24 protein-coding genes are annotated in these 26,242 nt (G+C 70.7%); 11 read left to right on the top strand and 13 right to left on the bottom strand.

Translation table 11 applies throughout. From position 1 onward, the window contains the following. Nucleotides 1–59 precede the first annotated feature (59 nt). Both J2N69_RS19310 and J2N69_RS19305 read right to left on the bottom strand, forming a co-directional pair. A complete protein-coding gene (locus tag J2N69_RS19310) occupies nucleotides 60–323 on the bottom strand; it encodes a hypothetical protein (protein WP_230901897.1) in 264 nt (87 codons plus the stop codon). A gap of 187 nt (nucleotides 324–510) precedes the next feature. Next, nucleotides 511–1,107 carry a TetR/AcrR family transcriptional regulator gene (locus tag J2N69_RS19305; RefSeq protein ID WP_230901896.1) on the bottom strand — a complete coding sequence of 199 codons (597 nt, stop codon included), beginning with the start codon at nucleotides 1,105–1,107 and terminating at the stop codon, nucleotides 511–513. A 132-nt stretch (nucleotides 1,108–1,239) separates the two neighbouring features. Here J2N69_RS19305 and J2N69_RS19300 point away from each other — a divergent pair, with 132 nt between their 5' ends. From J2N69_RS19300 to J2N69_RS19285, 4 genes are all read left to right on the top strand, one after another. Beyond that, nucleotides 1,240–2,136 (top strand): NAD(P)-dependent oxidoreductase, encoded by an 897-nt coding sequence (locus J2N69_RS19300; protein WP_269075617.1) that lies wholly within the window; start codon nucleotides 1,240–1,242, stop codon nucleotides 2,134–2,136. A 162-nt stretch (nucleotides 2,137–2,298) separates the two neighbouring features. Further along, nucleotides 2,299–3,273, top strand: coding sequence for an RpnC/YadD family protein (locus J2N69_RS19295; protein WP_230901895.1), 975 nt, complete (start codon nucleotides 2,299–2,301; stop codon nucleotides 3,271–3,273). Nucleotides 3,274–3,435: 162 nt separating this feature from the next. After that, nucleotides 3,436–3,621 carry a hypothetical protein gene (locus tag J2N69_RS19290; protein ID WP_230901894.1) on the top strand — a complete coding sequence of 62 codons (186 nt, stop codon included), beginning with the start codon at nucleotides 3,436–3,438 and terminating at the stop codon, nucleotides 3,619–3,621. 36 nt (nucleotides 3,622–3,657) lie between these two features. After that, a complete protein-coding gene (locus tag J2N69_RS19285; RefSeq protein WP_127911157.1) occupies nucleotides 3,658–3,837 on the top strand; it encodes a hypothetical protein in 180 nt (59 codons plus the stop codon). Between the two features lie 302 nt (nucleotides 3,838–4,139). Here the strand turns inward: J2N69_RS19285 and aspS are convergent, their stop codons facing one another. Continuing rightward, complete coding sequence (aspS, locus tag J2N69_RS19280; RefSeq protein WP_230901893.1) at nucleotides 4,140–5,903, bottom strand: aspartate--tRNA ligase; 1,764 nt, start codon at nucleotides 5,901–5,903, stop codon at nucleotides 4,140–4,142. Nucleotides 5,904–6,066: 163 nt separating this feature from the next. On the opposite strand from aspS, the gene J2N69_RS19275 reads away from it, so the two are divergent. Continuing rightward, the gene (locus J2N69_RS19275) at nucleotides 6,067–8,277 is read left to right on the top strand and encodes an ATP-binding SpoIIE family protein phosphatase (RefSeq protein ID WP_230901892.1); all 2,211 of its coding nucleotides are present in this window, start codon (nucleotides 6,067–6,069) and stop codon (nucleotides 8,275–8,277) included. A 77-nt stretch (nucleotides 8,278–8,354) separates the two neighbouring features. Here the strand turns inward: J2N69_RS19275 and J2N69_RS19270 are convergent, their stop codons facing one another. From J2N69_RS19270 to J2N69_RS19255, 4 genes are all read right to left on the bottom strand, one after another. Beyond that, complete coding sequence (locus tag J2N69_RS19270) at nucleotides 8,355–9,395, bottom strand: AI-2E family transporter (RefSeq protein WP_230901891.1); 1,041 nt, start codon at nucleotides 9,393–9,395, stop codon at nucleotides 8,355–8,357. Between the two features lie 81 nt (nucleotides 9,396–9,476). Then, nucleotides 9,477–10,433, bottom strand: a complete 957-nt coding sequence (locus tag J2N69_RS19265; RefSeq protein WP_230901890.1) for a pirin family protein — start codon at nucleotides 10,431–10,433, stop codon at nucleotides 9,477–9,479. A gap of 130 nt (nucleotides 10,434–10,563) precedes the next feature. Further along, on the bottom strand, nucleotides 10,564–12,027 hold the full coding sequence (locus J2N69_RS19260; protein WP_230901889.1) for a glycerophosphodiester phosphodiesterase family protein: 1,464 nt from the start codon (nucleotides 12,025–12,027) through the stop codon (nucleotides 10,564–10,566). Nucleotides 12,028–12,162: 135 nt separating this feature from the next. Further along, nucleotides 12,163–12,654: an SseB family protein gene (locus J2N69_RS19255; RefSeq protein ID WP_127913024.1), complete on the bottom strand. Its 492-nt coding sequence runs from the start codon at nucleotides 12,652–12,654 to the stop codon at nucleotides 12,163–12,165. Nucleotides 12,655–12,775: 121 nt separating this feature from the next. On the opposite strand from J2N69_RS19255, the gene J2N69_RS19250 reads away from it, so the two are divergent. The 3 genes from J2N69_RS19250 (at nucleotide 12,776) to J2N69_RS19240 (ending at nucleotide 16,323) form a co-directional block, all read left to right on the top strand. Next, the gene (locus tag J2N69_RS19250; RefSeq protein ID WP_230901888.1) at nucleotides 12,776–14,602 is read left to right on the top strand and encodes an acyl-CoA dehydrogenase; all 1,827 of its coding nucleotides are present in this window, start codon (nucleotides 12,776–12,778) and stop codon (nucleotides 14,600–14,602) included. 105 nt (nucleotides 14,603–14,707) lie between these two features. Beyond that, on the top strand, nucleotides 14,708–16,003 hold the full coding sequence (locus tag J2N69_RS19245; protein ID WP_230901887.1) for a M18 family aminopeptidase: 1,296 nt from the start codon (nucleotides 14,708–14,710) through the stop codon (nucleotides 16,001–16,003). Between the two features lie 89 nt (nucleotides 16,004–16,092). Next, on the top strand, nucleotides 16,093–16,323 hold the full coding sequence (locus J2N69_RS19240; RefSeq protein ID WP_127913021.1) for a DUF6458 family protein: 231 nt from the start codon (nucleotides 16,093–16,095) through the stop codon (nucleotides 16,321–16,323). Between the two features lie 171 nt (nucleotides 16,324–16,494). Here J2N69_RS19240 and J2N69_RS19235 read toward each other — a convergent pair whose 3' ends face one another. Continuing rightward, a complete protein-coding gene (locus J2N69_RS19235) occupies nucleotides 16,495–17,298 on the bottom strand; it encodes a carbon-nitrogen family hydrolase (protein WP_230901886.1) in 804 nt (267 codons plus the stop codon). Nucleotides 17,299–17,481: 183 nt separating this feature from the next. Here J2N69_RS19235 and J2N69_RS19230 point away from each other — a divergent pair, with 183 nt between their 5' ends. Beyond that, entirely contained in the window at nucleotides 17,482–18,306 is an 825-nt protein-coding gene (locus J2N69_RS19230) for a maleylpyruvate isomerase family mycothiol-dependent enzyme (RefSeq protein WP_230901885.1), read from the top strand. A 2-nt stretch (nucleotides 18,307–18,308) separates the two neighbouring features. On the opposite strand, the gene J2N69_RS19225 is transcribed toward J2N69_RS19230, so the two are convergent. Next, on the bottom strand, nucleotides 18,309–19,616 hold the full coding sequence (locus tag J2N69_RS19225; RefSeq protein ID WP_230901884.1) for an MFS transporter: 1,308 nt from the start codon (nucleotides 19,614–19,616) through the stop codon (nucleotides 18,309–18,311). Continuing rightward, complete coding sequence (locus J2N69_RS19220; RefSeq protein WP_230901883.1) at nucleotides 19,613–20,320, bottom strand: GntR family transcriptional regulator; 708 nt, start codon at nucleotides 20,318–20,320, stop codon at nucleotides 19,613–19,615. Before J2N69_RS19220 ends, J2N69_RS19225 begins: the two co-directional genes overlap by 4 nt. Nucleotides 20,321–20,495: 175 nt before the next feature. On the opposite strand from J2N69_RS19220, the gene J2N69_RS19215 reads away from it, so the two are divergent. Then, nucleotides 20,496–21,392, top strand: a complete 897-nt coding sequence (locus J2N69_RS19215) for a D-alanyl-D-alanine carboxypeptidase family protein (RefSeq protein ID WP_230901882.1) — start codon at nucleotides 20,496–20,498, stop codon at nucleotides 21,390–21,392. Nucleotides 21,393–21,485: 93 nt separating this feature from the next. Here the strand turns inward: J2N69_RS19215 and J2N69_RS19210 are convergent, their stop codons facing one another. The 3 genes from J2N69_RS19210 to pdhA are packed head-to-tail and all read right to left on the bottom strand — an operon-like array spanning nucleotide 21,486 to nucleotide 25,125. Next, nucleotides 21,486–22,940 (bottom strand): dihydrolipoamide acetyltransferase family protein, encoded by a 1,455-nt coding sequence (locus J2N69_RS19210; RefSeq protein WP_230901881.1) that lies wholly within the window; start codon nucleotides 22,938–22,940, stop codon nucleotides 21,486–21,488. An 11-nt stretch (nucleotides 22,941–22,951) separates the two neighbouring features. Then, complete coding sequence (locus J2N69_RS19205; RefSeq protein WP_127911462.1) at nucleotides 22,952–23,932, bottom strand: alpha-ketoacid dehydrogenase subunit beta; 981 nt, start codon at nucleotides 23,930–23,932, stop codon at nucleotides 22,952–22,954. A 2-nt stretch (nucleotides 23,933–23,934) separates the two neighbouring features. Continuing rightward, nucleotides 23,935–25,125 (bottom strand): pyruvate dehydrogenase (acetyl-transferring) E1 component subunit alpha, encoded by a 1,191-nt coding sequence (gene pdhA, locus J2N69_RS19200; protein WP_127911446.1) that lies wholly within the window; start codon nucleotides 25,123–25,125, stop codon nucleotides 23,935–23,937. A gap of 394 nt (nucleotides 25,126–25,519) precedes the next feature. On the opposite strand from pdhA, the gene J2N69_RS19195 reads away from it, so the two are divergent. Further along, the gene (locus tag J2N69_RS19195) at nucleotides 25,520–26,182 is read left to right on the top strand and encodes a response regulator (RefSeq protein WP_127911447.1); all 663 of its coding nucleotides are present in this window, start codon (nucleotides 25,520–25,522) and stop codon (nucleotides 26,180–26,182) included. Nucleotides 26,183–26,242 lie beyond the last annotated feature (60 nt).

Raw genomic sequence — 26,242 nt, 5'->3', positions numbered from 1 at the left:
CACGGAAGAGTCCCGCCACGCCCCGGATCACGACGGGGCGCGGCGGGACTCGTCATACGTCAGGCGCCCTCGCCGTCACCGTCACCGTCGAACAGGCCGGCCGCGTCGGTCACCTCGTAACAACGGTCGAGCCACAGCGCGAGGCGGCCGAGGTCACCACAGGACCGCACCCGCTCCCGGTCGGCTTCCGACAGCTCGATACCGCGCCAGTCGAGCGTGCGCAGGATGACTCTGGCCCGCTCCTCGGCCCGCGCCTCTTCACGGCCCTCTTCCCGCACCTTTTCGGCGACCTCATGCCGGAAGAAGTAGTTGATCGTCGTCATCAGGTCCCTCCAGATTTTCTTCGCCTGGGGGTCGACCAGGCCTGATGCGGTCAGTCAGTTGGGCGGACATCACCGCGCTGTCGGCGTCGACAGCCCGTGGGGGGGTACCGACGGCGTGAGGTCGGCGTGCCAGGCCCCGATACGGAGACCTCCGCCGCCGTAGCGGACGCGGAGGCCGGCGGGGCCTCTACCCGTACGAGCCCACCAGCCGTGCCAACTGCCGTCCCGCCGCCCGCAGTGGCTCTTCGCTCCGGTTGACCTGGGCCGTCACCTCGGCGCCCTCCAGCGCGCTGATCACGGTCGTCGCCAGATCCCGGGCGTCCTCGGGGGCGATCCCGGACGCGGTGAGCCGTTCCTCGACGATCCGCTCCCAGCCGCGCAGCGCCTCCGCGCAGACCCGCTGGATCTCGGAGTCCGTGCCGAGCGTCTCCAGGGCCGCCGCCGTCACGGGGCAGCCGTCGATCCACCCCGACTCCCGGAGTCCGACGGCGAGCACGGCCGCGCAGCGCTCGATGGCCGGGCCCGGCGCGTCCTCACCGGCCAGCCCTTCGCGCAGCAGCTCCGCGAACTCCTCGGCGCTGTACGTCAATGCGGCCACCGCCACGGCTTCCTTGCCGCCGGGGAAGAAGTGGTAGACGGAGCCGAGCGTGGCCTCGGCCTCCTTGGCGATCTGCTTGATGCCGGTGCCCACGTATCCCTGCCGCTGAATGAGCCGTGCGGCGACGGTGACGATCCGGTCGCGGGTGCTGGGGTTCGCGCTCTTCGCGGCGCTGCGGGGGGCCATGGGAGCACCCTACCGAAAAATTAAGTAGAGCGTTCGTTCTAGAGCTGTGCTACGTTTCTGCCCGAGCCGCTAGATAGAGCGCTCGTTCTAGTCCAGCTACGCCTTCACCGCTGCCACGAACAAGGAGCCCCCGTGTCCGACACCTCGCACCCCGCTACCACCAACTCCCCCACCGTCACCGTCATCGGCCTCGGCCCCATGGGCCAGGCCATGGCCTCCGCCTTTCTCGACCGCGGCTACCGCGTCACCCTCTGGAACCGCACGGCATCCCGCGCCGACGCCCTCGTGGAGCGCGGCGCGACCCTGGCCGCCACCCCCGAACAGGCTTTGCGCGCCTCGGACTTGACGGTCCTCAGCCTCACCCACTTCGACGCGATGTACGACATCCTCGAACCCTTCAAGGAGGCCGTCGCGGGCCGCACCCTGGTCAACCTCAGCTCCGACACCCCCGAGAAGGCACGGGCGGGCGCCCGCTGGATCACGGAACTGGGCGGGACCCACCTCACCGGCGGCGTCCTGTGCCCGCCGCCGCTGATCGGCACGCCGGACGCGTCGACGTTCTACAGCGGTCCTCGCGAGGCGTACGACACGCATCGCGCCGCCCTCGAAGTCATCACCGGCAAGACGGACTACCGGGGCGAGGACCCCGGCCTGGCCGCGCTGATGTACCAGCTGAACATGGCCATCTTCTGGCCGTCGATGATCGCCTACTGGCAGGCCGTGGCCCTGGCCGGCGCCCACGGCCTCACCGCCGCGGAGATCGCCCCGTACGCCTCGGAGAACTTCGCGGGGATGGGCCACTTCATCGACTTCTACGCACCCCGCATCGACGCGGGCAACCACGAGGGCGACGTGGACCGCAGCTCGATGGGCCTGGCCAGCATGGACCACGTCGTCCACACGGTGGCGGACGCGGGCGTGGACACGGCGTTCCCGGAAGCGGTGCGCGACATCTTCCGCCGCGTGGTGGAGGCGGGCCACGGCTCGGACAGCTTCAGCAGGGCGGTGGAACTGATGAAGAAGGGGTGACGCCGGCCCAGCTCCAGCGGGCCGGGCACCGCCCCCGGCCCCGCTCCCGGCCCCGGCCCCCGTCCCGGGAACAGGCACCTGAACGTTTCCTCGACGCTCGAAAGAGTGACCGCAGGCCCATTCACCCGGCCCCCGCCCCGCGAACCCGCTTGGCTTCACCTCATGGTCACCTCACGCCATGAGGCCTCCCACCGGATCTTCCAGGAGCGCCCGGAGATCCTCGGCCCCGTCTTCGGGCTGCTCGGCGTCCCGCCGCCCGCCAAGGCGATCGTGGAGGTCCTCACACCCGACACCACAGAGATCCGTCCCCTCGAGCGCCGCATCGACAGCGTGCTCCGCGTCGAGCCGTCCGACGGCTGCGACAGCTTCCTCCTGGCCATCGAGGCCCAGGGGAAGCGCGACGCGGGCAAAGAGGCGAGCTGGGCGTACTACGTCGCGTATCTCCAGGCGAAGTACGAGCTGCCGGTACTGCTCCTCGTCATCTGCCAGGACAGGGCGACCGCGAGATGGGCGGCGGGGCCGTTCACCTGCGGCGCCCTGGGATGGACGGCACTCAGCACGCATCCTCTCGTCCTCGGGCCCGAGAACGTACCCGTCATCACCGACCCGTCCGTGGCGGCACGGGACTTGGCGATGGCGGCGTTCTCGGCCCTGACACATGGCCGGAGCAAGGACACCGGCGCCATACTGGACGCGCTGGCTCGTGCCCTGCGAGCGACCGACAAGAAGTCCGCCGACTACTACAGCGACCTTTTGGACGTCGGTCTGGGGAACACCCCGGCCGGAGCGGAATGGAGAGAACTCATGACGTTCGTCAGCTACTTCCCGGGCCGGGGCACGCTTCGCGAGCAGGCCTACTTCGAGGGCAAGGCCGACGGAAAGGCCGAAGGCAGGGCAGAGGGCAAGGCCGAAGGCAGGGCAGAGGGCAAGGCCGAGGGTGCGGCCGAGGCTCTGGCTATGGCCGCCGGTACTGTCGTCCGTCTCCTCGACCGGCGTCTCGTCCCGCTCCCCGAAGACGCCCGCGAGCGCATCACCGCCTGCACCGACCTCGACGTCCTCGCGCGCTGGCTGGACCGGGCCTTCACGGTCCAGAGCGTCGACGAACTCTTCGCCGAGGACACGCCCCCAACGCCATAGCCACCCGCCCGTCCACACTGCCGCACGCCGTACGCAGCTTGCGTACGGCGTGCGCAAGTTCGGCACCCGTCTCGACGCGGGCGCCAACTTCCCCTGCCTGCATGCGCCGACAAGGACGAACTGATCGAACTGGTCGACGACGAGGTCTACGGCAAGCCGACCGTGCCCGCCGCGACCGGCGCCGCCGAGTGGCGCGAGGCGGCGGGCTTTCCCGCCGGCGAGACGGAGCAGGCACTGAGCGCCTTCATCCCGTACGTCCTCGGCATGGCCACGAGCCAGCCCCCGGTGACGCGACCCGTGGTTGACGTCACGGTGAGCTATGTCATGCAGGGGGACGGCTTGATTTGACGCCGTCTTCACACTTCCCTACGTAAGCTTCACTGCATGGCCACGACTCCCTCCCCCGCCCGGCGGCGCACTGCCGACGAGGTCAACGAGGAGATCCGTGCGCTGTGGCTGGGTGCCGGTGGACGGCTGCGGCCCGACGAGCGTCGGGTGTACGAGCAGCTCGTCACCGAGTGGGCCGAGGCCGAGGCGGACGCCTCGCCCACCCACGCCGCCTGAGGGACCGCCCCTCACGGCACCCGTCACCTGCCCAGCGCCGCCGCGTCTCCCTGACGACCACCGGTTCCCGCGACGACACGCACCGTTGCGTGGGCCCTCCATGGTCCGCGTACAGACAGCCACATCTCGCCACCTCGACCCAAGGCCCCTAGCCCCAGGCTTGAAGCCTCAGGCCTCAGGGAATCGGGCGCCCGTGCCGGCAACCCCGGCACCGCACAGGGGACTTGAGGTCACCTGGCGGAACGAAAAGAAGGGCCCCGGAACCTCGCGGTTCCGGGGCCCTTCTTCGACGTCCGACGCCGCTACTGCGCCGCAGGCTTACGCAGCGCGATGTTCAGCTCCCGCAGCCGCGACTCGTCCAGCTCCGTCGGCGCGCCCATCATCAGGTCCTGGGCGTTGCCGTTGAGCGGGAAGGCGATCGTCTCGCGGATGTTCGGCTCGTCGGCCAGGAGCATCACGATGCGGTCGACGCCCGGCGCGATGCCGCCGTGCGGCGGGGCGCCGAGGCGGAAGGCGCGCAGCATGCCCGCGAACTCGTGCTCCACGGTCTCCGCGTCGTAACCCGCGATCTCGAAGGCCTTCAGCATGACCTCGGGCTCGTGGTTGCGGATGGCGCCCGAGGACAGCTCGATGCCGTTGCAGACGATGTCGTACTGCCAGGCGAGGATGTCCAGCGGGTCCTTCTCCTGAAGGTCCTTCATGCCGCCCTGGGGCATCGAGAAGGGGTTGTGGGAGAAGTCGATCTTGCCGGTCTCCTCGTCCTTCTCGTACATCGGGAAGTCGACGATCCAGCAGAACCGGAAGACGCCCTCCTCGAAGTGGCCCGCGCGCTTGGCGGCCTCGACGCGCACCGCCGACATGATCTTCGAGACCTCGTCGAACTCGCCCGCGCCGAAGAAGACCGCGTGGCCGGCCTCCAGGCCGAGCCGCTTGGTCAGCTCCGCGACGTTCGCCTCGGTGAGGAACTTCGCGATCGGGCCGGTCAGCGAACCGTCCTCGGCGACGCGCACCCAGGCCAGGCCCTTGGCGCCGTGCTCCACGGCGTAGTCACCGAGGCCGTCGAAGAACTTGCGGGACTGCGACGCCGTGTCCGGCACCGGCAGCGCGCGCACGTGCTTGCCCGCGAAGGCCTTGAAGTCGGAGCCCGCGAAGATGTCGGTGATGTCGTGCAGTTCGAGCTTGGCGCGCAGGTCGGGCTTGTCGTTGCCGTACTTCAGCATCGACTCGCGGAACGGGATGCGCGGGAAGGGGGAGGTGACCTCGCGGCCGCCGCCGAACTCCGTGAACAGCTCCGTCATCAGCTTCTCGATGGGCTGGAAGACGTCTTCCTGCTCCACGAAGCTCATCTCGACGTCGAGCTGGTAGAACTCGCCGGGCGAGCGGTCCGCGCGGGCGTCCTCGTCACGGAAGCACGGCGCGATCTGGAAGTACCGGTCGAAGCCGGAGATCATCAGCAGCTGCTTGAACTGCTGCGGGGCCTGCGGCAGGGCGTAGAACTTGCCGGGGTTCAGGCGGGAGGGGACGACGAAGTCACGGGCGCCCTCGGGGGAGGTCGCGGTGAGGATCGGCGTCGCCATCTCGTTGAAGCCGAGGGCCACCATCTTCGAGCGGATCGCGGCGATGACCGCGCTGCGCAGCATGATGTTGCGGTGCATGCGCTCGCGGCGCAGGTCGAGGAAGCGGTACTCCAGGCGGCGCTCCTCGTTCACCCCGTCCTCGGCGTTGATCGTGAAGGGCAGCGGGCCCGCGGCGCCGAGCACCTCGACCTCGGCGGCCTCGATCTCGATCTCGCCGGTGGGCAGCTCCGGGTTGACGTTGTCGGCGCCGCGCGAGACGACCTTGCCGTCGACGCGGACGACGGTCTCCTTGGACAGCTTGTCCAGGACCTCGGCGGCGGCGGTGCCGGGACGGGCCACCAGCTGCGTGATGCCGTAGTGATCGCGGAGATCGATGAAGAGAATGCCGCCCAGGTCTCGGCGATTGTGCAGCCAGCCGCTCAGCCGGACGTCGGTGCCGACGTCAGAGGCGCGGAGCTCGCCGCAGGTGTGGGACCTGTACCGATGCATCGTCGTTCATCCAGTCTTCGCGAATAGGGGAGAGAGCAGACCCTCCCAAGGCTACCGTCCGGGCGAAGATCGGTTTCCGGATATCCGCCGGGGGCACCCGCGCGGACGCCCGAGGCCCCCCGCTCGGTGGCGGCGGGGGCGTACATCTTCCTAAAGTGGGTCAATGCGCACCGACGATCCCCCCTCGCAGGTGGGGAACGACCCTCTCTCGCAGGTGGCGGGCGATCCCCTGCCTCCCGTGCGGGAGGTCCTGGCCGCCATCGCGACCGGGCTGTGGCGGTGGGACAACGCCTCCGGGGCCGTCACGCTGGACGCGGAGGCGGCCCGGCTCCTCGGCCTGCCCGCGCGTGCCCAGACGCTGACGGAGGCGGCCGTGCGCTCGCGCTTCCACCCGGTCGACTGGAACGAGATCTACGGAACCGTCCAGCTGGCCGTCGCCGAAGGCACCCTCGCCGAGGCCCGGCTGCGGATCATGGACGACACGGGGCGGCGCGTCCTGCGCACCGTACGCAGCCGCTCCAAGCCCGTGCTGCACGACGCGACCGAGGCGTACGAGCTGATCGGCACCCTCCAGGAGGTGACCGAGCCCGCGCCCGGTACCGCCGCCCGCACGCCCGTGACGGGTGACTGGCGCCGCTCCCGCGAGGCGTTCCTGCTGGACGCGGGCCGCGCGCTCGCCGAGGCGCGCTCCACGGAGGAGGTGCTGCGGGTCGCCGCGGGGCTCTCCATGCCGGGGTTCTCTCCGGACGGGCTCGCGGTCTTCGGGGTGGCGGGCGACCGGCTCTCGATCATCGGCCACCACGGTCACCAGCCCGGGGACGACGGGCCCTTCTCGGCGATGCCGCTGGACACCGACTATCCGGCGGCCGAGGTGGTGCGCACCGGCCGGGCCGTCTATCTCTCCTCGCCGGAGGACTACCGCCGCCGCTACCCGGCGGCCTGGCCGCTGGCCCGCCGCTTCGAGCGGCAGTCGTGGGCGTTCCTGCCGCTGACCGTGGCGGGCCGCACGATGGGCGCGTGGATGGCCGCCTTCGCCTACCCGGTGTCCTTCACCCCTGACGAGCGTTCCGTCCTGACGACGGTCGCCCGGATGCTGGCGCAGGCCCTGTCGCGGGCCGGGGTCGCGGAGTCCGAGCGGGAGCTGACCGAGGGCCTCCAGCGGTCGATGCTGCCGATGCTCGGCCCGCAGATCCCCGGGATGAGCGTGGCCGCCCGCTATGTGCCGACCGGCGGCGGCCTACAGGTCGGCGGCGACTGGTACGACATGATCCCGCTGCCGAGCGGCCGCATCGCCTTCGTCATCGGCGACGTCCAGGGCCACGACGTGCGCGCGGCCGGCCTGATGGGGCAGCTGCGGATCGCCCTGCGCGCGTACGCCTCCGAGGGGCACCGGCCGGACGCGGTGCTCTCCCGGGCCACGCGCTTCCTGTCGGGCATCACGGAGTCCATCACGTACGGCTCCAGCGGCAGCGGCGCAGACGAGACCACGGTGTACGACCCGCGCTTCGCGACCTGCCTGTACGTCGAGGCGGACCCGGCGACCGGCGTCCTGGAGATCGGCCGCGCCGGCCACCCGGAACCGGCGATACGCCTGAGTGACGGAACGGTTCTGCAACGTCCTACGGCGGGCGGGCTGCCGCTCGGCGTCGACCCGGACGCCGACTACCCCACGACCCGCCTCGTCCTGGAGCCCGGCGAGACCATGCTGATCTGCACCGACGGCCTCATCGAGACCGGCGGCCACGACCTGGACAGCGGCTGGACGCGGATCAGGACGATCCTGGAGGAGTACGGGGGCGAGGGCGACGGCGGCGAACACGGCGAGGGCCTCGAACAGCTCGCGGACTCCCTCGTGCAGGCCGTGCACGGGCCCTCCTCGCACTACACCACCGGCCCGCTCGCCGACCGGCGCGAGGACGACATAGCGGTCCTGCTGCTGAGCCGGACCAGCCGCCCGGAGCAGCGCACGGACGCCCGCCGCACGGTCCTGACGGTCGCGCAGGCCGAGCCGGAGCGCATCGGCGGGGCCCGGCGCCACCTGCGGGACCTGCTGCACGACTGGGCGGACGAGGACCAGGTCGACTCGGCGGTCCTGATGGTCTCGGAGATGCTCACGAACGTCCTCGTGCACACCGATGGCGACGCGTTGCTCGTCGCCGAGGTCAGCGGGGAGCCGGGGGCGCGGCGGTTGCGGGCGGAGGTCGCGGACGGCAGCGATGATCTGCCGCACAAGCGGCATCCTGGGGAGCTGGCGTCTTCCGGGCGGGGGCTGGTGCTGATGGAGTTGTTGGCGGATGCGTGGGGGGTGGACCCGCGGGGGGACGGGAAGAGCATTTGGTTCGAGTTGTACGAGGGCGGCGGTGGGGCGGAGTAAAGGCGGGTGGGTGGGGGGTCTGGGTGCGTGACTGGGTGCGGGTTCGTGGGGGTTGAGCGCGCAGTTCCCCGCGCCCCTTAGGGGGCGGGGGACGTGTAGCGGGAGCGTAGTTCTGCCAGGATGCCGAAGGCCGCTGCTGTCAGGGGGACCGCCAGGAGCATGCCGATGATGCCGGCGACGGACGCGCCCGCGGTGATCGCCAGCATCACCACCGCCGGGTGCATCTGCACCGTACGGCTCTGGATGACCGGCTGGAGGATGTGGCCCTCCAGGACCTGTACGGCGAGGACCACGCCGAGTGCCCAGAGGGCGATGGCGAAGCCGCGGTCGGCGAGGGCGACCAGGACGGCGACCGCGCCGGACAGGAAGGCGCCGAGGTAGGGGATGTAGGCGCCGACGAAGACGAGCGCGCCGAGGCCCACGGCTCCGGGCACCCGGAGGATCAGCAGCCCCACGGTGATGCACAGGGCGTCGATGAACGCGATGATCGTCGTGCCCCGCATGAAGCCCTCGATGGCGGTGAAGGCACGGTGCGCCATGGCCTCCACGACGTCGGCGGAGTCGCCGGGCGACAGCGAGCGCAGGGCGGCCATCGCGCGCCCGGAGTCGCGCAGGAAGAAGAAGACCAGCAGCAGCGCGAGCACGGCCATGGCGATGACCTCGCCGACGACGCTGAGCCCGCTGAGCACCCCGGAGGCGGCGGTTCCGCCGAACTTGCCGAGCAGCTCCTTGGCGTTGGACGCCATGTCGTCGAGCGAAGTGCCCGCCGCCCCGAAGTACTTGGCGACGTCGGTCGCGGCCTGCTTCAGGGAGGCGATGATCTGATCGCCGGTGTCGATCAGGGCCTTCACCACGATGTACGTGACGCCGCCGACGACCGCGACGACGGCCGCGCAGGTCAGCCCGGCGGCCAGCGAACGCTGCACCTTCATCAGGAGCAGGCGCCGGTAGAGCGGTCCGAGGAGCGCGGTGCCGAGCAGGGCGAGCAGGACCGGTGTCACGGCCGTCTTGAAGGTGACGCACAGCCAGACGCCGACGGCGCCCACGCCGACGACGAGCAGCACGACCACGCACCAGGCGGCCAGGCGCCGGACGGGCTCGGGGAGAAGGGTCTGCACCCTCCCACCCGAGCACGCGCCCCCCGGTCGCGCACGTCACGTACGGCCGGCTGCCGTGCGCGCCACCCGCAGGGCGTACGGCTACATGCCGTGGACGGCCGGGACCTTGCCGAGGAGGCCCTTCTGGAAGTCCTCGAAGGCCTGCTGGAGTTCGGCCCGGGTGTTCATCACGAACGGCCCGTAGTGCGCCATCGGCTCGCGGATCGGCTGCCCGCCGAGGAGGACGACCTCCAGGTCGGGGGTGTGCCCGTCCTGCCGCTCGTCCGCCCGCACGGTCAGCGAGGAGCCCGCGCCGAAGACCGCCGTCTGCCCGCTGTGCAGCGGGCGGCGCTCGGCACCGGCCGTGCCGCGTCCGGCGAGGACGTAGGCGAGGCCGTTGAAGTCCTGGCGCCAGGGCAGCGTCACCTCGGCGCCGGGCCGCACGGTGGCGTGGATCATCGTGATCGGCGTGTGGGTGATGCCGGGGCCCTGGTGGCCGTCCAGCTCTCCGGCGATGACGCGCAGCAGCGCGCCGCCGTCGGGGGAGGTGAGGAGCTGGACCTGGCCGCCGCGGATGTCCTGGTAGCGCGGGTCCATCATCTTGTCCTTGGCGGGGAGGTTCACCCACAGCTGGAGGCCGTGGAAGAGGCCGCCGGACATGACCAGCTCCTCCGGGGGCGCCTCGATGTGCAGGAGGCCCGAGCCCGCGGTCATCCACTGGGTGTCGCCGTTGCGGATGGTGCCGCCACCGCCGTTGGAGTCCTGGTGGACGAAGGTGCCGTCGATCAGGTAGGTGACCGTCTCGAAGCCGCGGTGCGGGTGCCAGGGGGTGCCCTTGGGCTCGCCCGCCTCGTACTCCACCTCACCCATCTGGTCCATCATGATGAACGGGTCGAGGTGCTTGTAGTTGATTCCCGCGAAGGCCCGGCGCACCGGGAACCCCTCGCCCTCGAAGCCGCTGGGCGCGGTCGTCACGGCGAGCACGGGGCGTGCCACGGCGTCGGCCGGTGCCACCACTCGGGGCAGGGTCAGCGGGTTCTCGACGGTCACTGCAGGCATGGTCGGTACCTCCTCGTGCGCTCACATTAGTTGAACGTAGAACTTTCTGCCACCTTGAACGAATGGGACCCGGAGGGCATTCCCTCCGGGTCCCCGGTGTGGCTTGATCTGTTCCGCTCAAGAACGCGGCTTACGGCCCGACCGGCTCCAGCTGCAGATAGTCCAGGTTCCAGTTCTGGAACGCGCCCGCGTCCAGGGACAGCCGGATGTGGTGATGGCCGCGGGCCAGCTGCCGCGGGTCGCGGCTGTCCTGAAGTACGAAGGCGTGATGGGCCGTCGTGTTGGCGAGGGGCACGGCCCTGCCGGGCGGGCCGCCGTCGTAGGCGAGCCGGTAGGTCCCGGCGGGCGCGTACGGGGAGGAGGCGCGGGCCTTGAGGGTGTACCGCCCGTCCTTCGGCACGTCCACTCCGTACGTGAGCCACTCCGAGCCGCGCATCCAGCAGACCACCACCGCGCCGTCGTGATCGCAGATGTCGACGTCCTCGCCCGGCCGCCCCGGCCCGTCGCCCCGGTTCCCGGGGTCGATGTCGTGGTAGGCCCGGCCCCTGCCGCCGGGGGCATAGTCCTCGCCCTGGACGCGTACCGCGCCGGGCGGCACCGGGTCCGCGACGCCCGTGGTCAGGTAGGACCGGAGCGCCTCGACGTTGTCGGTCTGGATGACCGTCGCACGGTAGTGGGTGATGAGCGCGCCCCAGCCGCGCGCGGGGTCGATCAGCGAAGCCTCGTCGGTGAACCGGGCCGCGTAGCCCTCGCGCATGGTGTTGAACCACACGCGGCCGGTCGCCCGCAGCTCCTGGAGGAAGGCGGGGGCGGCCACCTTGTCGCGGACGTCGTCGAAGACGACCTCGAACGCGGGCGGCCGGGCCGTCCCGAACTCCGCGACGGACACGGCGTTGGCGTCGTCCACCACGTGCATGTAGAGCGCGTCACGGTGGCCGTCGAGGAACGCCCTCACCTCGGGCACCGGCGCCCGGGACTTGAAGAGGCCGTTGCGCACGGTGCCGGTCTCCTGAAGGACCCGCCAGACGGCCTCGCGGTCCTGCCAGGCCCGGTCGAGGTTGACCAGGCCGAGCGTGCGGGCGGCCAGTATCGCCTCGGCGAGGGTGGGGACGCGCTCGCCGGTGACCGCCGCCTGGCGGCCGCCGAGGCCCACGCGCAGCCGCAGGCCGCGCAGCTGGGCGAGGGTGAGGTCGGCGACGCGACCGGTGCCGTTCGTGGTGCGGTCCACCCGCTCGTCGTGCATCAGGACGGGGACCTTGTCCCTGGTCAGCCGCACGTCGACCTCGACGATCCCCGCGCCGTCCGCGAAGCCCGCCCGGATCGCGGCGATGCTGTTCTCGGGCGCCTTGCGCCACTGCCCCCGGTGGGCGACGGTCATGACGCCCGCCTTCGGCCCATGGTCGAGGAAGTCGCGGTGGGCCCGGTCGGCCGGGGTCTCGGCGGGCGCCCCATGAGGCACGGCCCCTTCCGGCGCCGCCGTCGCCGGCGGTGCGGCGCACAGCAGCGTCACGCACAGGACGACGGTCGCCAGGGCGGTGACGGGACGGCCGCCCGGGACGGCGACGGCACGGCGCGAGATCAAGGACGCGGGCATAGCCGAGAGCTTCCCGCGTCCGCGAGCGGCCCGAACCCGCCCCGGCGGCCGTTCACCTGACGGGGCGGCAGCTGCCGTACCCCGCCCGGCCGCCGGGTGCCGGCGGGAGCGCCAGCGGGGGCGCCGGCCGGGGGGTCAGCCGTACATCCGCCGCATCGCGAAGTCGACCATCTGCTCCACGGCCTTGGCGTCGAAGACCATGCGGTGCTCGCCCTCCATGTCGAGGACGAAGCCGTACCCGGTCGGGAGCAGGTCGATGACCTCCGCGCCCGTGATCACGAAGTACTTGGAGTCCTTGCCCGCGTACCGGCGCAGCTCCTTGAGGGAGGTGAACATCGGGATGACGGGCTGCTGGGTGTTGTGCAGCGCGAGGAAGCCGGGGTTGTCGCCGCGCGGGCAGTAGACCTTCGAGGTGGCGAAGATCTGCTGGAAGTCCTCGGCGGACATCGAGCCCGTGGTGAAGGCGCGCACCGCGTCGGCGAGCGAGGGGGGCGAGGGCTCGGGGTAGAGCGGGGGCTGCTGGCCGTACCCACCGCCGGGCATGCCCTGCATCTGCTGCGGCGGCGGCTGCGCGCCCGGCGGGGCGTACTGCTGCTGGGCCCCGGGGTTCTGGTCGTAGCCATACATGGGGCGAAGCCTACTGAGTCACAGATCGGCGGTTAGGGGTTGCGCCTTATTACCGACGGGTAGCATCATCGTAGCTACTTGCTGGTATTCCATCCCTTTTCCTGCTTACGGAGCCTTCGCCATGGGCCACTACAAGTCGAATCTCCGCGACATCGAGTTCAACCTCTTCGAGGTGCTCGGCCGCGACAAGCTGTACGGCACCGGCCCGTTCGCGGAGATGGACGTCGACACCGCCAAGAGCATCCTCGAGGAGCTGCGCCGCCTCGCCGAGAACGAGCTGGCCGAGTCCTTCGCGGACGCCGACCGCAACCCCCCGGTCTTCGACCCGGAGACCAACACCGCGCCCGTCCCGGCGTCCTTCAAGAAGAGCTACCAGGCCTTCATGGACTCCGAGTACTGGCGCCTCGGCCTGCCCGAGGAGATCGGCGGCACCACCGCGCCCCGCTCCCTCATCTGGGGCTACGCGGAGCTGCTGCTCGGCTCGAACCCGGCCGTGTGGATGTACTCCTCCGGCCCGGCCTTCGCGGGCATCCTCTTCGAGGAGGGCAACGAGGCGCAGAAGAAGATCGCCTCGATCGCCGTCGAGAAGCAGTGGGGCTCCACGATGGTGCTGACCGAGCCGGACGCCGGTTCGGACGTCGGCGCCGGGCGCACGAAGGCGGTCCAGCAGGCGGACGGCTCCTGGCACATCGAGGGCGTGAAGCGCTTCATCACCTCCGGCGAGCACGACATGTCGGAGAACATCCTCCACTACGTCCTCGCCCGCCCCGAGGGCCACGGCCCCGGCACCAAGGGCCTCTCCCTCTTCCTCGTGCCGAAGTACGAGTTCGACTGGGAGACCGGCGAGCTGGGCGAGCGCAACGGCGTCTACGCCACGAACGTCGAGCACAAGATGGGCCTGAAGGCCTCCAACACCTGCGAGATGACGTTCGGCGACCGCCACCCCGCCAAGGGCTGGCTCATCGGCGACAAGCACGACGGCATCCGCCAGATGTTCCGCATCATCGAGTTCGCCCGCATGATGGTCGGCACGAAGGCCATCGCCACGCTCTCGACGGGCTACCTCAACGCCCTGGAGTACGCCAAGGAGCGCGTGCAGGGCCCGGACCTCGCGCAGTTCATGGACAAGACGGCGCCCAAGGTCACGATCACCCACCACCCGGACGTGCGCCGCGCGCTGATGACACAGAAGGCGTACGCGGAGGGCATGCGCGCGCTCGTGCTGCACACCGCGGCCGTCCAGGACGAGATCCAGGTCAAGGAGGCGGCGGGCGAGGACGCGACGGCGCTGAACGCCCTGAACGACCTCCTCCTGCCCATCGTGAAGGGCTACGGCTCGGAGAAGTCCTACGAGCAGCTCGCGCAGTCGCTCCAGACGTTCGGCGGCTCCGGGTACCTCCAGGAGTACCCGGTCGAGCAGTACATCCGAGACGCCAAGATCGACACGCTCTACGAGGGCACCACCGCGATCCAGGGCCAGGACTACTTCTTCCGGAAGATCGTCCGCAACCAGGGCGCCGCGCTGAACGGCCTCGCCGAGGAGATCAAGAAGTTCCTGGCGGTCGGCACGGGCGGCGAGACGCTGGCCGCCGCCCGCGAGGAGCTGGCCAAGGCCGCGGTCGAGCTGGAGGCCATCGTCGGCGTCATGCTGACCGACCTCGCGGCCACCGAGAAGGACGTGAAGTCCATCTACAAGGTCGGCCTGAACACCACGCGCCTGCTGATGGCCTCGGGCGACGTCGTCGTCGGCTACCTGCTGCTGCGCGGTGCCGCGGTCGCCGCCGAGAAGCTGCCGACGGCCTCCGCCAAGGACAAGGCCTTCTACGAGGGCAAGATCGCGGCGGCGAAGTTCTTCGCGGCCAACGTCCTGCCGGGCGTCGCCACCGAGCGCAAGCTCGCCGAGGGCGTCGAGCTGGACCTCATGGAGCTGGACGAGGCCGCGTTCTAGGAGCGCTCGGCCCCTTTGCCGGCTGTCCGTTTCGCCTGATACGGCCGTGGCCCGCCCCGTTTGACACGGGGCCGGGCCGCGGCCGTCCCTCGTTAGGCTGACCCCATGAGTACAGCGCCCCGCTTCGACCGCGGTCACACCGAAGACCTCATGTCCTTCCTGGCGGCCGCTCCCACGCCGTACCACGCCGTGGCGAGCGCCGCCGAGCGGCTGGAGAAGGCCGGCTTCCGGCAGGTCGAGGAGACCGACGCGTGGGACGGGACGACCGGCGGCAAGTACGTGCTGCGCGGTGGCGCCATCGTCGCCTGGTACGTCCCGGAGAGTGCCGCCCCGCACACCCCGTTCCGCATCGTCGGCGCCCACACCGACTCGCCGAACCTCCGCGTGAAGCCGCGGCCCGACGCGGGTGGCCACGGCTGGCGCCAGGTCGCCGTCGAGATCTACGGCGGCCCGCTGCTCAACTCCTGGCTCGACCGCGACCTCGGCCTCGCCGGCCGCCTCTCGCTGCGCGACGGCACCTCGCGGCTCGTGAACGTCGACCGGCCGCTGCTGCGCGTGCCCCAGCTGGCCATCCACATGGACCGCTCCGTCCCCACCGACGGGCTGAAGCTGGACAAGCAGAGGCACATGCAGCCCGTCTGGGGCCTGGGCGACGACATCCACGAGGGCGACCTCATCCGCTTCCTGGAGGAGGAGACCGGCCTGTCCGAGGGCGAGGTCACCGGCTGGGACCTCATGACGTACTCCGTGGAGCCCCCCGCCTTCCTCGGCCGCGACCGCGAGCTGGTCGCGGGGCCGCGCATGGACAACCTCCTGTCCGTGCACGCGGGAACGGCCGCCCTGGCGGCCGCGTCGACCCGTGACGACCTGCCGTACATCCCCGTCCTGGCCGCCTTCGACCACGAGGAGAACGGCTCGCAGTCCGACACCGGCGCCGACGGCCCGCTGCTCGGCGGCGTCCTGGAGCGCTCCGTGTTCGCGCGCGGCGGCTCGTACGAGGACCGGGCCCGCGCCTTCGCCGGGACGGTCTGCCTCTCCTCCGACACCGGCCACGCGGTGCACCCCAACTACGCGGAGCGGCACGACCCGACGCACCACCCCCGCGCCAACGGCGGCCCCATCCTCAAGGTCAACGTCAACAACCGCTACGCCACGGACGGCGCCGGACGCTCGGTGTTCGCCGCCGCGTGCGAGAAGGCGGGCGTGCCGTTCCAGTCGTTCGTCTCCAACAACGCGATGCCGTGCGGCACGACGATCGGTCCCATCACCGCGGCCCGGCACGGCATCAAGACGGTCGACATCGGCGTGGCGATCCTGTCGATGCACAGCGTGCGCGAGCTGTGCGGCGCGGACGACCCGCACATGCTGGCCAACGCGCTCGTGGCGTTCCTGGCGGGCTGACCGCGACGGAGAAGTCCGCTTTCCCGTGTGGTGGTGGCAGAGCCGGGTACACGGTCCAGCGCAGCCACGACCACAGGGAGGCGGTCCATATGGGCCTGGGCGGATGCATCATCCTCATCGCCGTGGGCGCCATTCTCACGTTCGCGACCGACTGGAAGATGGAGGGCTTCAACGTCACCGTCGCCGGTCTCGTCATGATGGCGGTGGGCCTCATCGGCGTAGCCGCGTTCACCAGCATCGCGCGACGCAGGCGGACGGTGGTACCACCAACCGCCCAGACGACGGTGGTCGACCCGGAGCAGGAACGCAGGGGCTACTGACAGGTCACTGGGGGGGCGCCCCGTAAGGGGCGCGGGGAACTGCGCGAGCAACTCCCACACACCAGCACACACACGCCGGCGGAACGTGCCCCGTAAGGGGCGCGGGGAACTGCGCGAGCAACCCCCACACACCCGCACCCACACACCGGACGGGACAGCCCCCCCGTCACCTCACTTCCGCGGCACACCCATCCCCAGAAGCCGATCCTTCAACGCCGGAAACTGCTCCCGCGTGGCCAAAACCCTCGCCGGGTCCACCTCGACAGTGAGGACCTCCTCACCGTCCCCCGCCTCGGCCAACACCTCACCCCACGGATCGACGACCACACTGTGCCCCGCCTGCGGCACCCCCGCATGCGTCCCCCCCGTCCCGCACGCCAGGACGTACACCTGATCCTCGACGGCCCGCGCCCGAGCCAACAGCGACCAGTGCTCACGCCGCCGCTCCGGCCACCCCGCCGGCACCACGAACATCTCCGCCCCCGCGTCCACCAGCCCCCGGAACAGCTCCGGGAAGCGCAGGTCGTAGCAGGTGGCAAGGCCCAGCGTGATGGCCGGCGTCCGTACCGTCACGAGCCGTGAACCCGCGCCCATCAGCACCGCCTCGCCCTTGTCGAAGCCGAAGCGGTGGATCTTCCGGTAGGCGGCGGCGAGTTCACCGTCCGGGGAGAAGACGAGGGAGGTGTTGTACAGGGGGCCCTCCGGGTCACGCTCGGGGATGGACCCGGCGTGCAGCCAGACGCCCGCGTCCCGCGCCGCCTTGGCCATGGCCTCGTACGTGGGCCCTTCCAGCGGCTCCGCCTCGCTCGCGAAGGACTCGTACGCGAAGGCCCCGGTCGTCCACAGCTCCGGCAGCACCACGAGACCGGACCGCTCCCGCGCCGCCACCTCCCGCACCAGCGAAGCCACGCGCTCCCTGCGGGACTTGACGGATTCACCGTCGTCCACGGCGAGCTGGATGAGAGAGGCGCGCACACTACCACCGTCCTGGCATTCGATCCGTCATCACCGTCAAACACAGCCTACGATCGTCACACGAAACCACTGCCGGGGTGACTGCGGGCAGCGTACTGTGATTTTCCGGGGCGGGGGACCTCCCCGAGCCCCCACGCCGCCGCCCAGTCACCCACCGCCCGCGTACGACCGCCGAGGGGTCCCGTGAGTCTCCATCCCAGCCTGCAAACCTACGCCGACGCCTGGACCCACTCAGTGGAAGCGATATCCGAGTTGGTCGCCCCGCTCACCGAGGGAGAGTGGAACTGGGCCACTCCCTGCCCCGGCTGGTCCGTGCGCGACGTCGTCTCCCATGTCATCGGCCTGGACTGCGAGATGCTGGGCGACCCGCGGCCGATCCACAGCCTGCCCCGCGACCTGTACCACGTGAAGACCGACGGCCAGCGGTATATGGAGATGCAGGTCGACGTGCGCCGCCACCACACCGCGCCGGAGATGACCTCCGAACTGGAGTACACGATCATCCGCCGCACCCGGCAGCTGCGGAACGAGTCGCGTGACCCGAGCACCAAGATCCGCGGCCCCCTCGGCTCCGAGCAGACCCTCGAACTGTCCATGCGCCTGCGGGCGTTCGACGTATGGGTGCACGAGCAGGACCTCCGCACGGCGCTGCGGAAGCCGGGCAACCTCGACTCCCCCGGCGCGTATGTCGCCCGCGACCTCCTCCTGCAAGGACTGCCGAAGGTCGTCGCCAAGAAGGCCGGAGCGCCCGCGAACAGCGCGGTCGTCTTCGACGTGAGCGGCCCCGTGGAGTTCCTGCGCACGGTCCGCGTGGACGCCGAGGGCAACGGCACGGTGGACAACGCCCCCTCGCTCGGCCCGCTCGCCACCATCGCGACGGACTGGGACACGTACTTCCGGCTCGCCTGCGGCCGCGTGTCGTACGCCGCCGTCGCCGACCGGGTCAAGTCCGAGGGCGACCACGACCTGTCCGAGGCGATCCTGCGCAACTTCGCGGTGACGCCGTAGCGTCAGGCGGGGACGTGCACCGCCTCCACCCGGGAGGCGACGAGCTGCTCCCGCTCCCGCCGTACCGCACGGCCGCGCAGCCGCAGGATCTGGCTGAGCCCCACCGCCTCCAGGACGAAGACCGCGGAGAAGGCGACGCGGTAGTCGTCCCCGGTCGCGTCGAGCAGCAGGCCGATCGCGAGCAGCGTCGTCATGGAGGCGACGAAGCCGCCCATGTTCGTGATGCCCGACGCCGTGCCCTGCCGCTCGGGCGGGTTCGCGGGCCGCGCGAAGTCGAAGCCGATCATGGAGGCGGGCCCGCAGGCGCCGAGCACCGCGCACAGCACGATCAGCAGCCACAGCGGTGTGTGGTCCCCGGGGTGGGCCAGCGTGGCCGCCCACACCGCGGCCGTCGCCCCGATGGTGCCGAGCGCCAGCGGGAGGCGCGCCGCGTGGTGCCGGGCGACGATCTGGCCGTAGACGAGGCCGATGACCATGTTGGACAGCACCACGAGCGTCAGCAGCTCGCCCGCGGCCGCCCGGGACAGGCCCTGCGCCTCGACGAGGAACGGCAGGCCCCACAGCAGCAGGAACACCATCGCTGGGAACTGCGTGGTGAAGTGCACCCACATCCCGAGCCGGGTGCCGGGCTCGCGCCAGGACAGGGCGATCTGCTCGCGCACGAACGCCGCTCCGGTGTGTCCGGCCGGCTCCGGCTCGTGCCCCTCAGGGTGGTCCTTCAGGAACAGCGTCAGCAGGACGAGGACGACGACACCGCAGAGCGCGCTGCCCGCGAACGCCGCCGTCCAGCCGACGGAGTGCAGCAGCCGGGCCAGGACGAGGGTGGAGACGAGATTGCCCGCCATGCCGACGAGACCCGCCAGCTGGGCGACGAGCGGTCCGCGCCGGGCGGGGAACCAGCGGGTGCCGAGCCGCAGGACGCTGATGAAGGTCAGCGCGTCACCGCAGCCCAGCAGGGCGCGGGACGCGAGCGCCATCGCGTACGAGGGGGAGAACGCGAAGCCGAGCTGCCCGACCGTGAACAGCACGACCCCGATGGTCAGCACCTTCTTGGTGCCGAGCCGGTCGACCATCAGGCCGACGGGTATCTGCATGCCCGCGTAGACGAGCAGCTGGAGTATGGAGAAGGTGGAGAGGGCGGACGCGTTGACGTGGAACCGGTCGGCGGCGTCGAGCCCTGCGACGCCGAGCGAGGTCCGGAAGATGACGGCGACGAAGTAGACGGCGACGCCGATCGACCAGACCAGCACGGCCTTCCTGCCGCCGGGCGGGTCTCCGGGCAGCCGGACGGGAGCGGACGAGGAACTCACCGCACCTCACCCCGCGCCAGGTTCTGGAACCACCCGACGTGGCGCGTGACGACGGCCACCGCCGCCTCGGCGTCACCGGCGACCAGCGCGGCGAGGATCTCCTCGTGCTCCGCGAGCGTCTTGGCGATCCGGTCCGGGTGCGAGTGCATCACGGCGACGCCCATCCGCAGCTGCCGGTCGCGCAGCTGGTCGTAGAGGCGGGAGAGGATCTCGTTGCCGCCGCTGCGCACGATCTCCGCGTGGAAGCAGCGGTCGGTGACGGCCGCGGCCGCGAAGTCCCCGGCGGCGGCCTGCACGCGCTGCTGGTCCAGGAGTTCGCCGAGCCGGGTGAGCAGGCTCGCGGGCGCCGGCACCGCCTTGCGCACCGCGTGGGTCTCGACCAGGAGCCGGGTCTCGACGACGTCCGCGATCTCCTGCGCGGAGACGGGCAGCACGAGCGCCCCCTTCTTCGGGTAGAGCCGCAGCAGGCCCTCCACCTCCAGCTTCAGCAGCGCCTCGCGCACCGGCGTGCGCGAGACGCCCACGGCATCGGCGAGTTCGCCCTCGGTGAGGAGCGTGCCGCCCTCGTAGCGGCGCTCCAGGACGGCCTGCTTGACGTGCGCGTAGACGCGCTCGGCGGCGGGGGGCCGCTTCAGGGCGGTGGTGGTGGGAGTGGCAGGGGTGGGGGCTGCGGGAGTGGCGGCGACGGCGGCGGGGGCTGGCATGCGCACAGCATAGATACAACACGTATACGCGGGAATCCCGGTCCGCATGGCGGAACTCGCGGACTCCGGGCATCTTTCTGGGCCGTCGCGTACATCCATCGCCCCCTCTCGTGCGTCTAACGGGATAGCGGCCCCCTCATGTGGCCGCAGTCCAGGGGCATTTGGAGCAGAGATCTTGAAAACCGGCATCAAGGGCGTACGTCGCGTATCGGCCGTTACCATCACCGCGAGCTCGATACTGGCCGCCGGCGCCCTCACCACCCCGGCCCACGCGGCCGCACCGCCGAAGCCGTCCATCGTCGCCAAGGGCGGCTATGTGATGAACAACGGCACGGGCAAGACCCTCTTCACCAAGTCCGCCGACACCCGCCGGTCCACCGGCTCCACGACGAAGATCATGACGGCGCGCGTCGTGCTCGGCCAGCCGAATCTGAACCTCGATTCCAAGGTCACGGTCCAGAAGGCGTACAGCGACTACATCGTCGCCAACAACTACGCCTCCTCGGCCCGCCTGATCGTCGGCGACAAGGTCACCGTCCGCCAGCTGCTGTACGGCCTGATGCTGCCCTCGGGCTGCGACGCCGCGTACGCGCTCGCGGACAAGTTCGGCAAGGGCTCGACCCGCAAGGCCCGCGTGCAGAACTTCATCGGCCAGATGAACTCCACGGCGAGGACCCTCGGCCTGACCAACACCCACTTCGACTCGTTCGACGGCATCGGGCACGGCCATAACTACTCGACGCCGCGCGACCTGACGAAGCTCACGCGCAGCGCGCTGAAGTACTCCACGTTCCGCACGGTCGTGAAGACGAAGGAGACGCGGCAGAAGGTCACCACCAAGTCCGGTGGCTACCGCTACATGCCGTGGGAGAACACGAACAACCTCCTCGGCTCCTACCGCGGCACCATCGGCGTGAAGACGGGCTCCGGCCCCGAGGCGAAGTACTGCCTCGTCTTCGCCGCCACCCGCAACGGCAAGACGGTCGTCGGCACGGTCCTGACCTCCTCCTCGGTGGCCAACCGCACCGCGGACGCCAAGAAGCTGCTGGACTACGGCTTCAAGGTCGCCTGACGCCGGGCGCACAGCGCGAGAGGAAGGGGGCCCGCCGCGGATGTCGCGGCGGGCCCCCTCCCTCTTTTCACGTGTCGTCCCGCCCGGACGGTGCTACGTCCAGGTCAGCAGCCGCTTCGGCCGCTCCAGGACCGCCGCCACGTCGGCGAGCACCTTGGAGCCCAGCTCGCCGTCGACCAGGCGGTGGTCGAAGGAGAGCGCGAGCGTGGTCACCTGGCGCGGCTTGACCTTGCCCTTGTGGACCCACGGCTGGAGCTTGATCGCACCGACCGCGAGGATCGCGGACTCGCCGGGGTTGATGATCGGCGTGCCCGTGTCGACGCCGAAGACGCCGACGTTCGTGATCGTGACCGTGCCGCCCTGCATGGCGGCGGGCGACGTCTTGCCCGCCCGGGCCGTGGCGACCAACTCACCGAGGGACTCGGCCAGTTCGGGCAGGGTCTTGGCGTGCGCGTCCTTGATGTTCGGCACGATCAGGCCGCGCGGGGTGGCCGCGGCGATGCCGAGGTTCACGTAGTGCTTCTGGACGATCTCCTGGTTGGCCTCGTCCCAGGCGGCGTTGACGTCGGGGTTGCGCCTGATCGCCACCAGCAGGGCCTTGGCGATGAGCAGCAGCGGATTGACCCGCAGCCCCTCGAACGCCTTGTCCTGCTTCAACTCCTCGACCAGCTTCATCGTCCGCGTCACGTCGACCGTCACGAACTCCGTGACATGCGGTGCGGTGAACGCCGACTGGACCATCGCCTGAGCGGTGGCCTTGCGGACGCCCTTGACGGGGATGCGGGTCTCACGGGCGCCCATACCTGCCGCGGGCGCGGCTGCGGGGGCGGCCTGGGCCGCGGGGGCCTCGGCCGGCTCCGGGCGGTCCTGCGGCTGCGGGCGGTCCTGCGGCCGCGGGGCCGGGGCGGCCGCCGCGTGCACGTCCTCGCGCGTGATGATCCCGTCGGGCCCGGACGGCGTGACCGTCGAAAGGTCCACGCCGAGGTCCTTGGCGAGCTTGCGCACCGGGGGCTTGGCCAGCGGCCGGGTGCCGTGGCCGTTCACCTCGCGCGGCGGCGCCGCGGGCTGCGGGTCCGGTGCCGCCACGGGCACGTCCCGCACGTCCTGTACGCCGGCCTTGCGCGCGCGGCGCTTCGTCGAGGACTCGGCGACCCCGTACCCCACGAGGACGGGCTGGCGTCCCGCCGGGGCGGCCTCCTCGGCGGGGGCCTCCTTGGCGGGGACGGGCACGGCGGCCTGCGCCACGGGGGCGGTGGCCTCCTCGGCGGGGGCGGCCGGGGCGGCGCCGCCCGAGACGTCCACCGAGATGATCACCTGGCCGACGTCAACCGTGGTGCCCTCGGGGAAGCGCAGCTCCCGTACGACACCGTTGAACGGAATGGGGAGTTCGACCGCGGCCTTGGCCGTCTCGACCTCGCACACGACCTGGCCGTCGGTGACGGTGTCACCGGGCGCCACGTACCACTTGAGGATCTCCGCCTCGGTGAGCCCCTCGCCCACGTCCGGCATCCTGAACTCGCTCAGAGCAGCGTCTGTCATCGTCGTCACGACCCTCTCCCTCAGTACGCCAGCGAGCGGTCGACGGCGTCGAGCACCCGGTCGAGACCCGGCAGGTACTCCTCTTCGAGGCGCGCCGGCGGGTAGGGGGCGTGATAGCCGCCGACCCGCAGCACCGGGGCCTCCAGGTGGTAGAAGCACCGCTCGGTGATCCGGGCGGCGATCTCCGCGCCCGTGCCGAGGAAGACCGGGGCCTCGTGGACGACGACGAGCCGCCGCGTCCTCTCCACCGAGGCCTGCACGGCGTCGAAGTCGATCGGCGACATGGAGCGCAGGTCCAGGACCTCCAGGGACTTGCCCTCCTCCTCGGCGGCCGCGGCGGCCTCCAGGCAGACCTTCACCATCGGGCCGTACGCGGCGAGGGTGAGGTCGCTGCCCTCGCGGGCCACGACGGCCTTGTGCAGGGGCCCGGGGATCGCTTCCTTGTCGACCTCGCCCTTGTCCCAGTACCGCCGCTTGGGCTCGAAGAAGATGACCGGGTCGTCGCTCTGGATGGCCTGCTGCATCATCCAGTAGGCGTCTCCCGCGTTGGACGGGGAGACCACCTTCAGGCCCGCCACGTGCGCGAAGAGCGCCTCGGGCGACTCGCTGTGGTGCTCGACGGCGCCGATGCCGCCGCCGTACGGAATGCGGATGACGACCGGCATCTTGATCTTGCCGAGCGCGCGGGCGTGCATCTTCGCGAGCTGCGTGACGATCTGGTCGTACGCGGGGAAGACGAAGCCGTCGAACTGGATCTCCACCACCGGGCGGTAGCCCCGCAGGGCGAGACCGATGGCGGTGCCGACGATGCCGGACTCGGCGAGCGGGGTGTCGATGACCCGCTCCTCGCCGAAGTCCTTCTGCAGCCCGTCCGTGACGCGGAAGACGCCGCCGAGCTTGCCGACGTCCTCGCCCATGACGAGAACCTTGGGGTCGTTCTCCAGCGCCGTGCGCAGCGATTCGTTGATCGCCTTGGCGATGGGCAGTTTCTGGACGGCCATGGTCACTTGCCCTCCCCGCCCTCGGGGGCGTCCGCGAACGACGCCTGGTACGCGGCGAACTGGGCTCGCTCCTCGTCCACGAGCGCGTGCCCGTCCGCGTAGGCATGCTCGAAGATCGCCATCAGATCCGGGTCCGGCATCGCCCGCACCACCTCTCGCACTCGCTTGCCCAACGCTTCGCTCTCCTCGTCGAGTTCCGCGAAGAATCCCTCATCCGCGTGACCTTCGGACTCCAGGTAGGCCCGCAGCCGCAGGATCGGGTCCTTGGCCTCCCAGGCGACCCGCTCGTCGTCGTTGCGGTACTTGCTCGGGTCGTCGGACGTGGTGTGCGCGCCCATGCGGTACGTGAACGCCTCGATCAGCGCCGGGCCCTCGCCCGCGCGGGCCCGCTCCAGGGCCCACTTGGTGACGGCGAGCACGGCCAGCACGTCGTTGCCGTCGACCCGCACACCGGGGAAGCCGTAGCCCTGCGCGCGCTGGTAGAGCGGCACCCGGGTCTGGCGCTCGGTCGGCTCGGAGATCGCCCACTGGTTGTTCTGGCAGAAGAACACGACGGGGGCGTTGTACACCGCGGAGAAGGTGAACGATTCGGCCACGTCGCCCTGGCTGGAGGCGCCGTCACCGAAGTACGCGATCACGGCGGAGTCGGCGCCGTCCTTGGCCACGCCCATGGCGTAGCCGGCGGCGTGCAGGGTCTGCGCGCCGATGACGATCGTGTACAGGTGGAAGTTGTTGCTGTTCGGGTCCCAGCCGCCGTTGTTCACGCCGCGGAACATGCCGAGCAGGTTGGTGGGGTCGACCCCGCGGCACCAGGCGACACCGTGTTCGCGGTACGTGGGGAACACGTAGTCGTCGTCGCGGGTGGCCCGGCCGGAGCCGATCTGGGCGGCCTCCTGGCCGAGCAGCGAGGCCCACAGGCCCAGCTCGCCCTGGCGCTGGAGAGAGGTGGCCTCGGCGTCGAAGCGCCGGGTGAGGACCATGTCGCGGTACAGGCCCCGCAGCTCCTGCGGGGTGATGTCGGCGACGTACGACTCGTACTGCGCGTTCTCGACGCGCTTGCCCTCCGGGGTCAGCAGCTGTACCAGCTCGGGCTCCGTGCTCTTCTGCGGCGCGGCCTTCTTCGCGCCGGCGCGCTTGGCGCCGCCTGTGCTGCTGCGGCGCGGTTTGCGCGCGGCGGTGCTCTCCACGGTCACGTGTGCTCCTCCGTCGGTCCGGCTCCCGGGGGTTACCGGGAAAGCCAGTGCGGCTCGCCTGGTCCGTGCCCGCGCACGGGGTGGGTGCGGCTCGGCCGGGAACAGGCGTGACAGGTGCCCCGGCGAACGCCCTGCACAATGCACGTTACCCAGTGCTCAGCAATTCTGTGAAACCCCATCTGACCTGCGAATTTGCTTGGATTTCCAAGTAAACGGCGACTTCGCCGACTGCTCGGATTTCCGAGTAAACCGAGAAATGGAGGAACACTTCCTGGTCACAGCACTGATCACAGCCTGGCAGGGGGCCGGAACACGGGCACGTTATCCCGGCCACCCCGGGCTCGGGAAGGGTTCCGCTCGGGCGCTCAAAGAGATCGTGTGTGAGACTGGCTCCGTGCGCGAAGACGGAAAAATTACGGTATTTCTGCTCGACGACCACGAAGTGGTCCGGCGTGGAGTGCATGAGCTGCTCTCCGTGGAGTCCGACATCGAGGTGGTCGGCGAGGCCGGAACGGCGGCGGATGCCCTGGTCAGGATCCCCGCGACGCGACCTGACGTGGCCGTGCTCGACGTGCGTCTGCCCGACGGCAGCGGAGTGGAGGTGTGCCGCGAGATCCGTTCGCAGAACGAGGACATCAAATGCCTGATGCTCACCTCGTTCGCCGATGACGAGGCCCTCTTCGACGCGATCATGGCCGGCGCCTCCGGTTATGTCCTCAAGGCGATCCGCGGCAATGAACTGCTCACCGCCGTCCGCGACGTGGCGGCCGGCAGGTCCCTGCTGGACCCCGTGGCCACGGCCCGCGTCCTGGAGCGGCTGCGCGACGGCAACAACGCCAAGGGCGACGACCGCCTCGCCAACCTCACCGAGCAGGAGCGCAAGATCCTCGACCTGATCGGCGAGGGCCTCACGAACCGCGTGATCGGCGAGCGGCTGCACCTCGCCGAGAAGACGATCAAGAACTACGTCTCCAGCCTGCTCTCCAAGCTGGGCATGGAACGCCGCTCGCAGGCCGCCGCGTATGTGGCGCGCATGCAGGCGGAGAAGCAGCACTGACGGGGCGCGGCGGGGCGTCCGGAGGGACGCGGCGACAGAGCGCGGCAGGGACACCGGGAG

Source organism: Streptomyces huasconensis (genome assembly GCF_021028635.1).
Classification (GTDB): Bacteria; Actinomycetota; Actinomycetes; order Streptomycetales; family Streptomycetaceae; genus Streptomyces; species Streptomyces huasconensis.
This window is presented reverse-complemented; position numbering and strand designations above follow the sequence as displayed.

Excerpts from the sequence above, each read along its gene's own strand:
- J2N69_RS19205 (WP_127911462.1), bottom strand. The coding sequence starts at position 23,932 with ATGGCCGTCCAGAAACTGCCCATCGCCAAGGCGATCAACGAATCGCTG.
- J2N69_RS19245 (WP_230901887.1), top strand. The coding sequence starts at position 14,708 with ATGAGTACAGCGCCCCGCTTCGACCGCGGTCACACCGAAGACCTCATG.
- J2N69_RS19310 (WP_230901897.1), bottom strand. The coding sequence starts at position 323 with ATGACGACGATCAACTACTTCTTCCGGCATGAGGTCGCCGAAAAGGTG.
- J2N69_RS19305 (WP_230901896.1), bottom strand. The coding sequence starts at position 1,107 with ATGGCCCCCCGCAGCGCCGCGAAGAGCGCGAACCCCAGCACCCGCGAC.
- J2N69_RS19250 (WP_230901888.1), top strand. The coding sequence starts at position 12,776 with ATGGGCCACTACAAGTCGAATCTCCGCGACATCGAGTTCAACCTCTTC.
- J2N69_RS19275 (WP_230901892.1), top strand. The coding sequence starts at position 6,067 with ATGCGCACCGACGATCCCCCCTCGCAGGTGGGGAACGACCCTCTCTCG.
- aspS (WP_230901893.1), bottom strand. The coding sequence starts at position 5,903 with ATGCATCGGTACAGGTCCCACACCTGCGGCGAGCTCCGCGCCTCTGAC.
- J2N69_RS19265 (WP_230901890.1), bottom strand. The coding sequence starts at position 10,433 with ATGCCTGCAGTGACCGTCGAGAACCCGCTGACCCTGCCCCGAGTGGTG.
- J2N69_RS19285 (WP_127911157.1), top strand. The coding sequence starts at position 3,658 with ATGGCCACGACTCCCTCCCCCGCCCGGCGGCGCACTGCCGACGAGGTC.
- J2N69_RS19240 (WP_127913021.1), top strand. The coding sequence starts at position 16,093 with ATGGGCCTGGGCGGATGCATCATCCTCATCGCCGTGGGCGCCATTCTC.
- J2N69_RS19255 (WP_127913024.1), bottom strand. The coding sequence starts at position 12,654 with ATGTATGGCTACGACCAGAACCCCGGGGCCCAGCAGCAGTACGCCCCG.
- J2N69_RS19220 (WP_230901883.1), bottom strand. The coding sequence starts at position 20,320 with ATGCCAGCCCCCGCCGCCGTCGCCGCCACTCCCGCAGCCCCCACCCCT.
- J2N69_RS19295 (WP_230901895.1), top strand. The coding sequence starts at position 2,299 with ATGGTCACCTCACGCCATGAGGCCTCCCACCGGATCTTCCAGGAGCGC.
- J2N69_RS19260 (WP_230901889.1), bottom strand. The coding sequence starts at position 12,027 with ATGCCCGCGTCCTTGATCTCGCGCCGTGCCGTCGCCGTCCCGGGCGGC.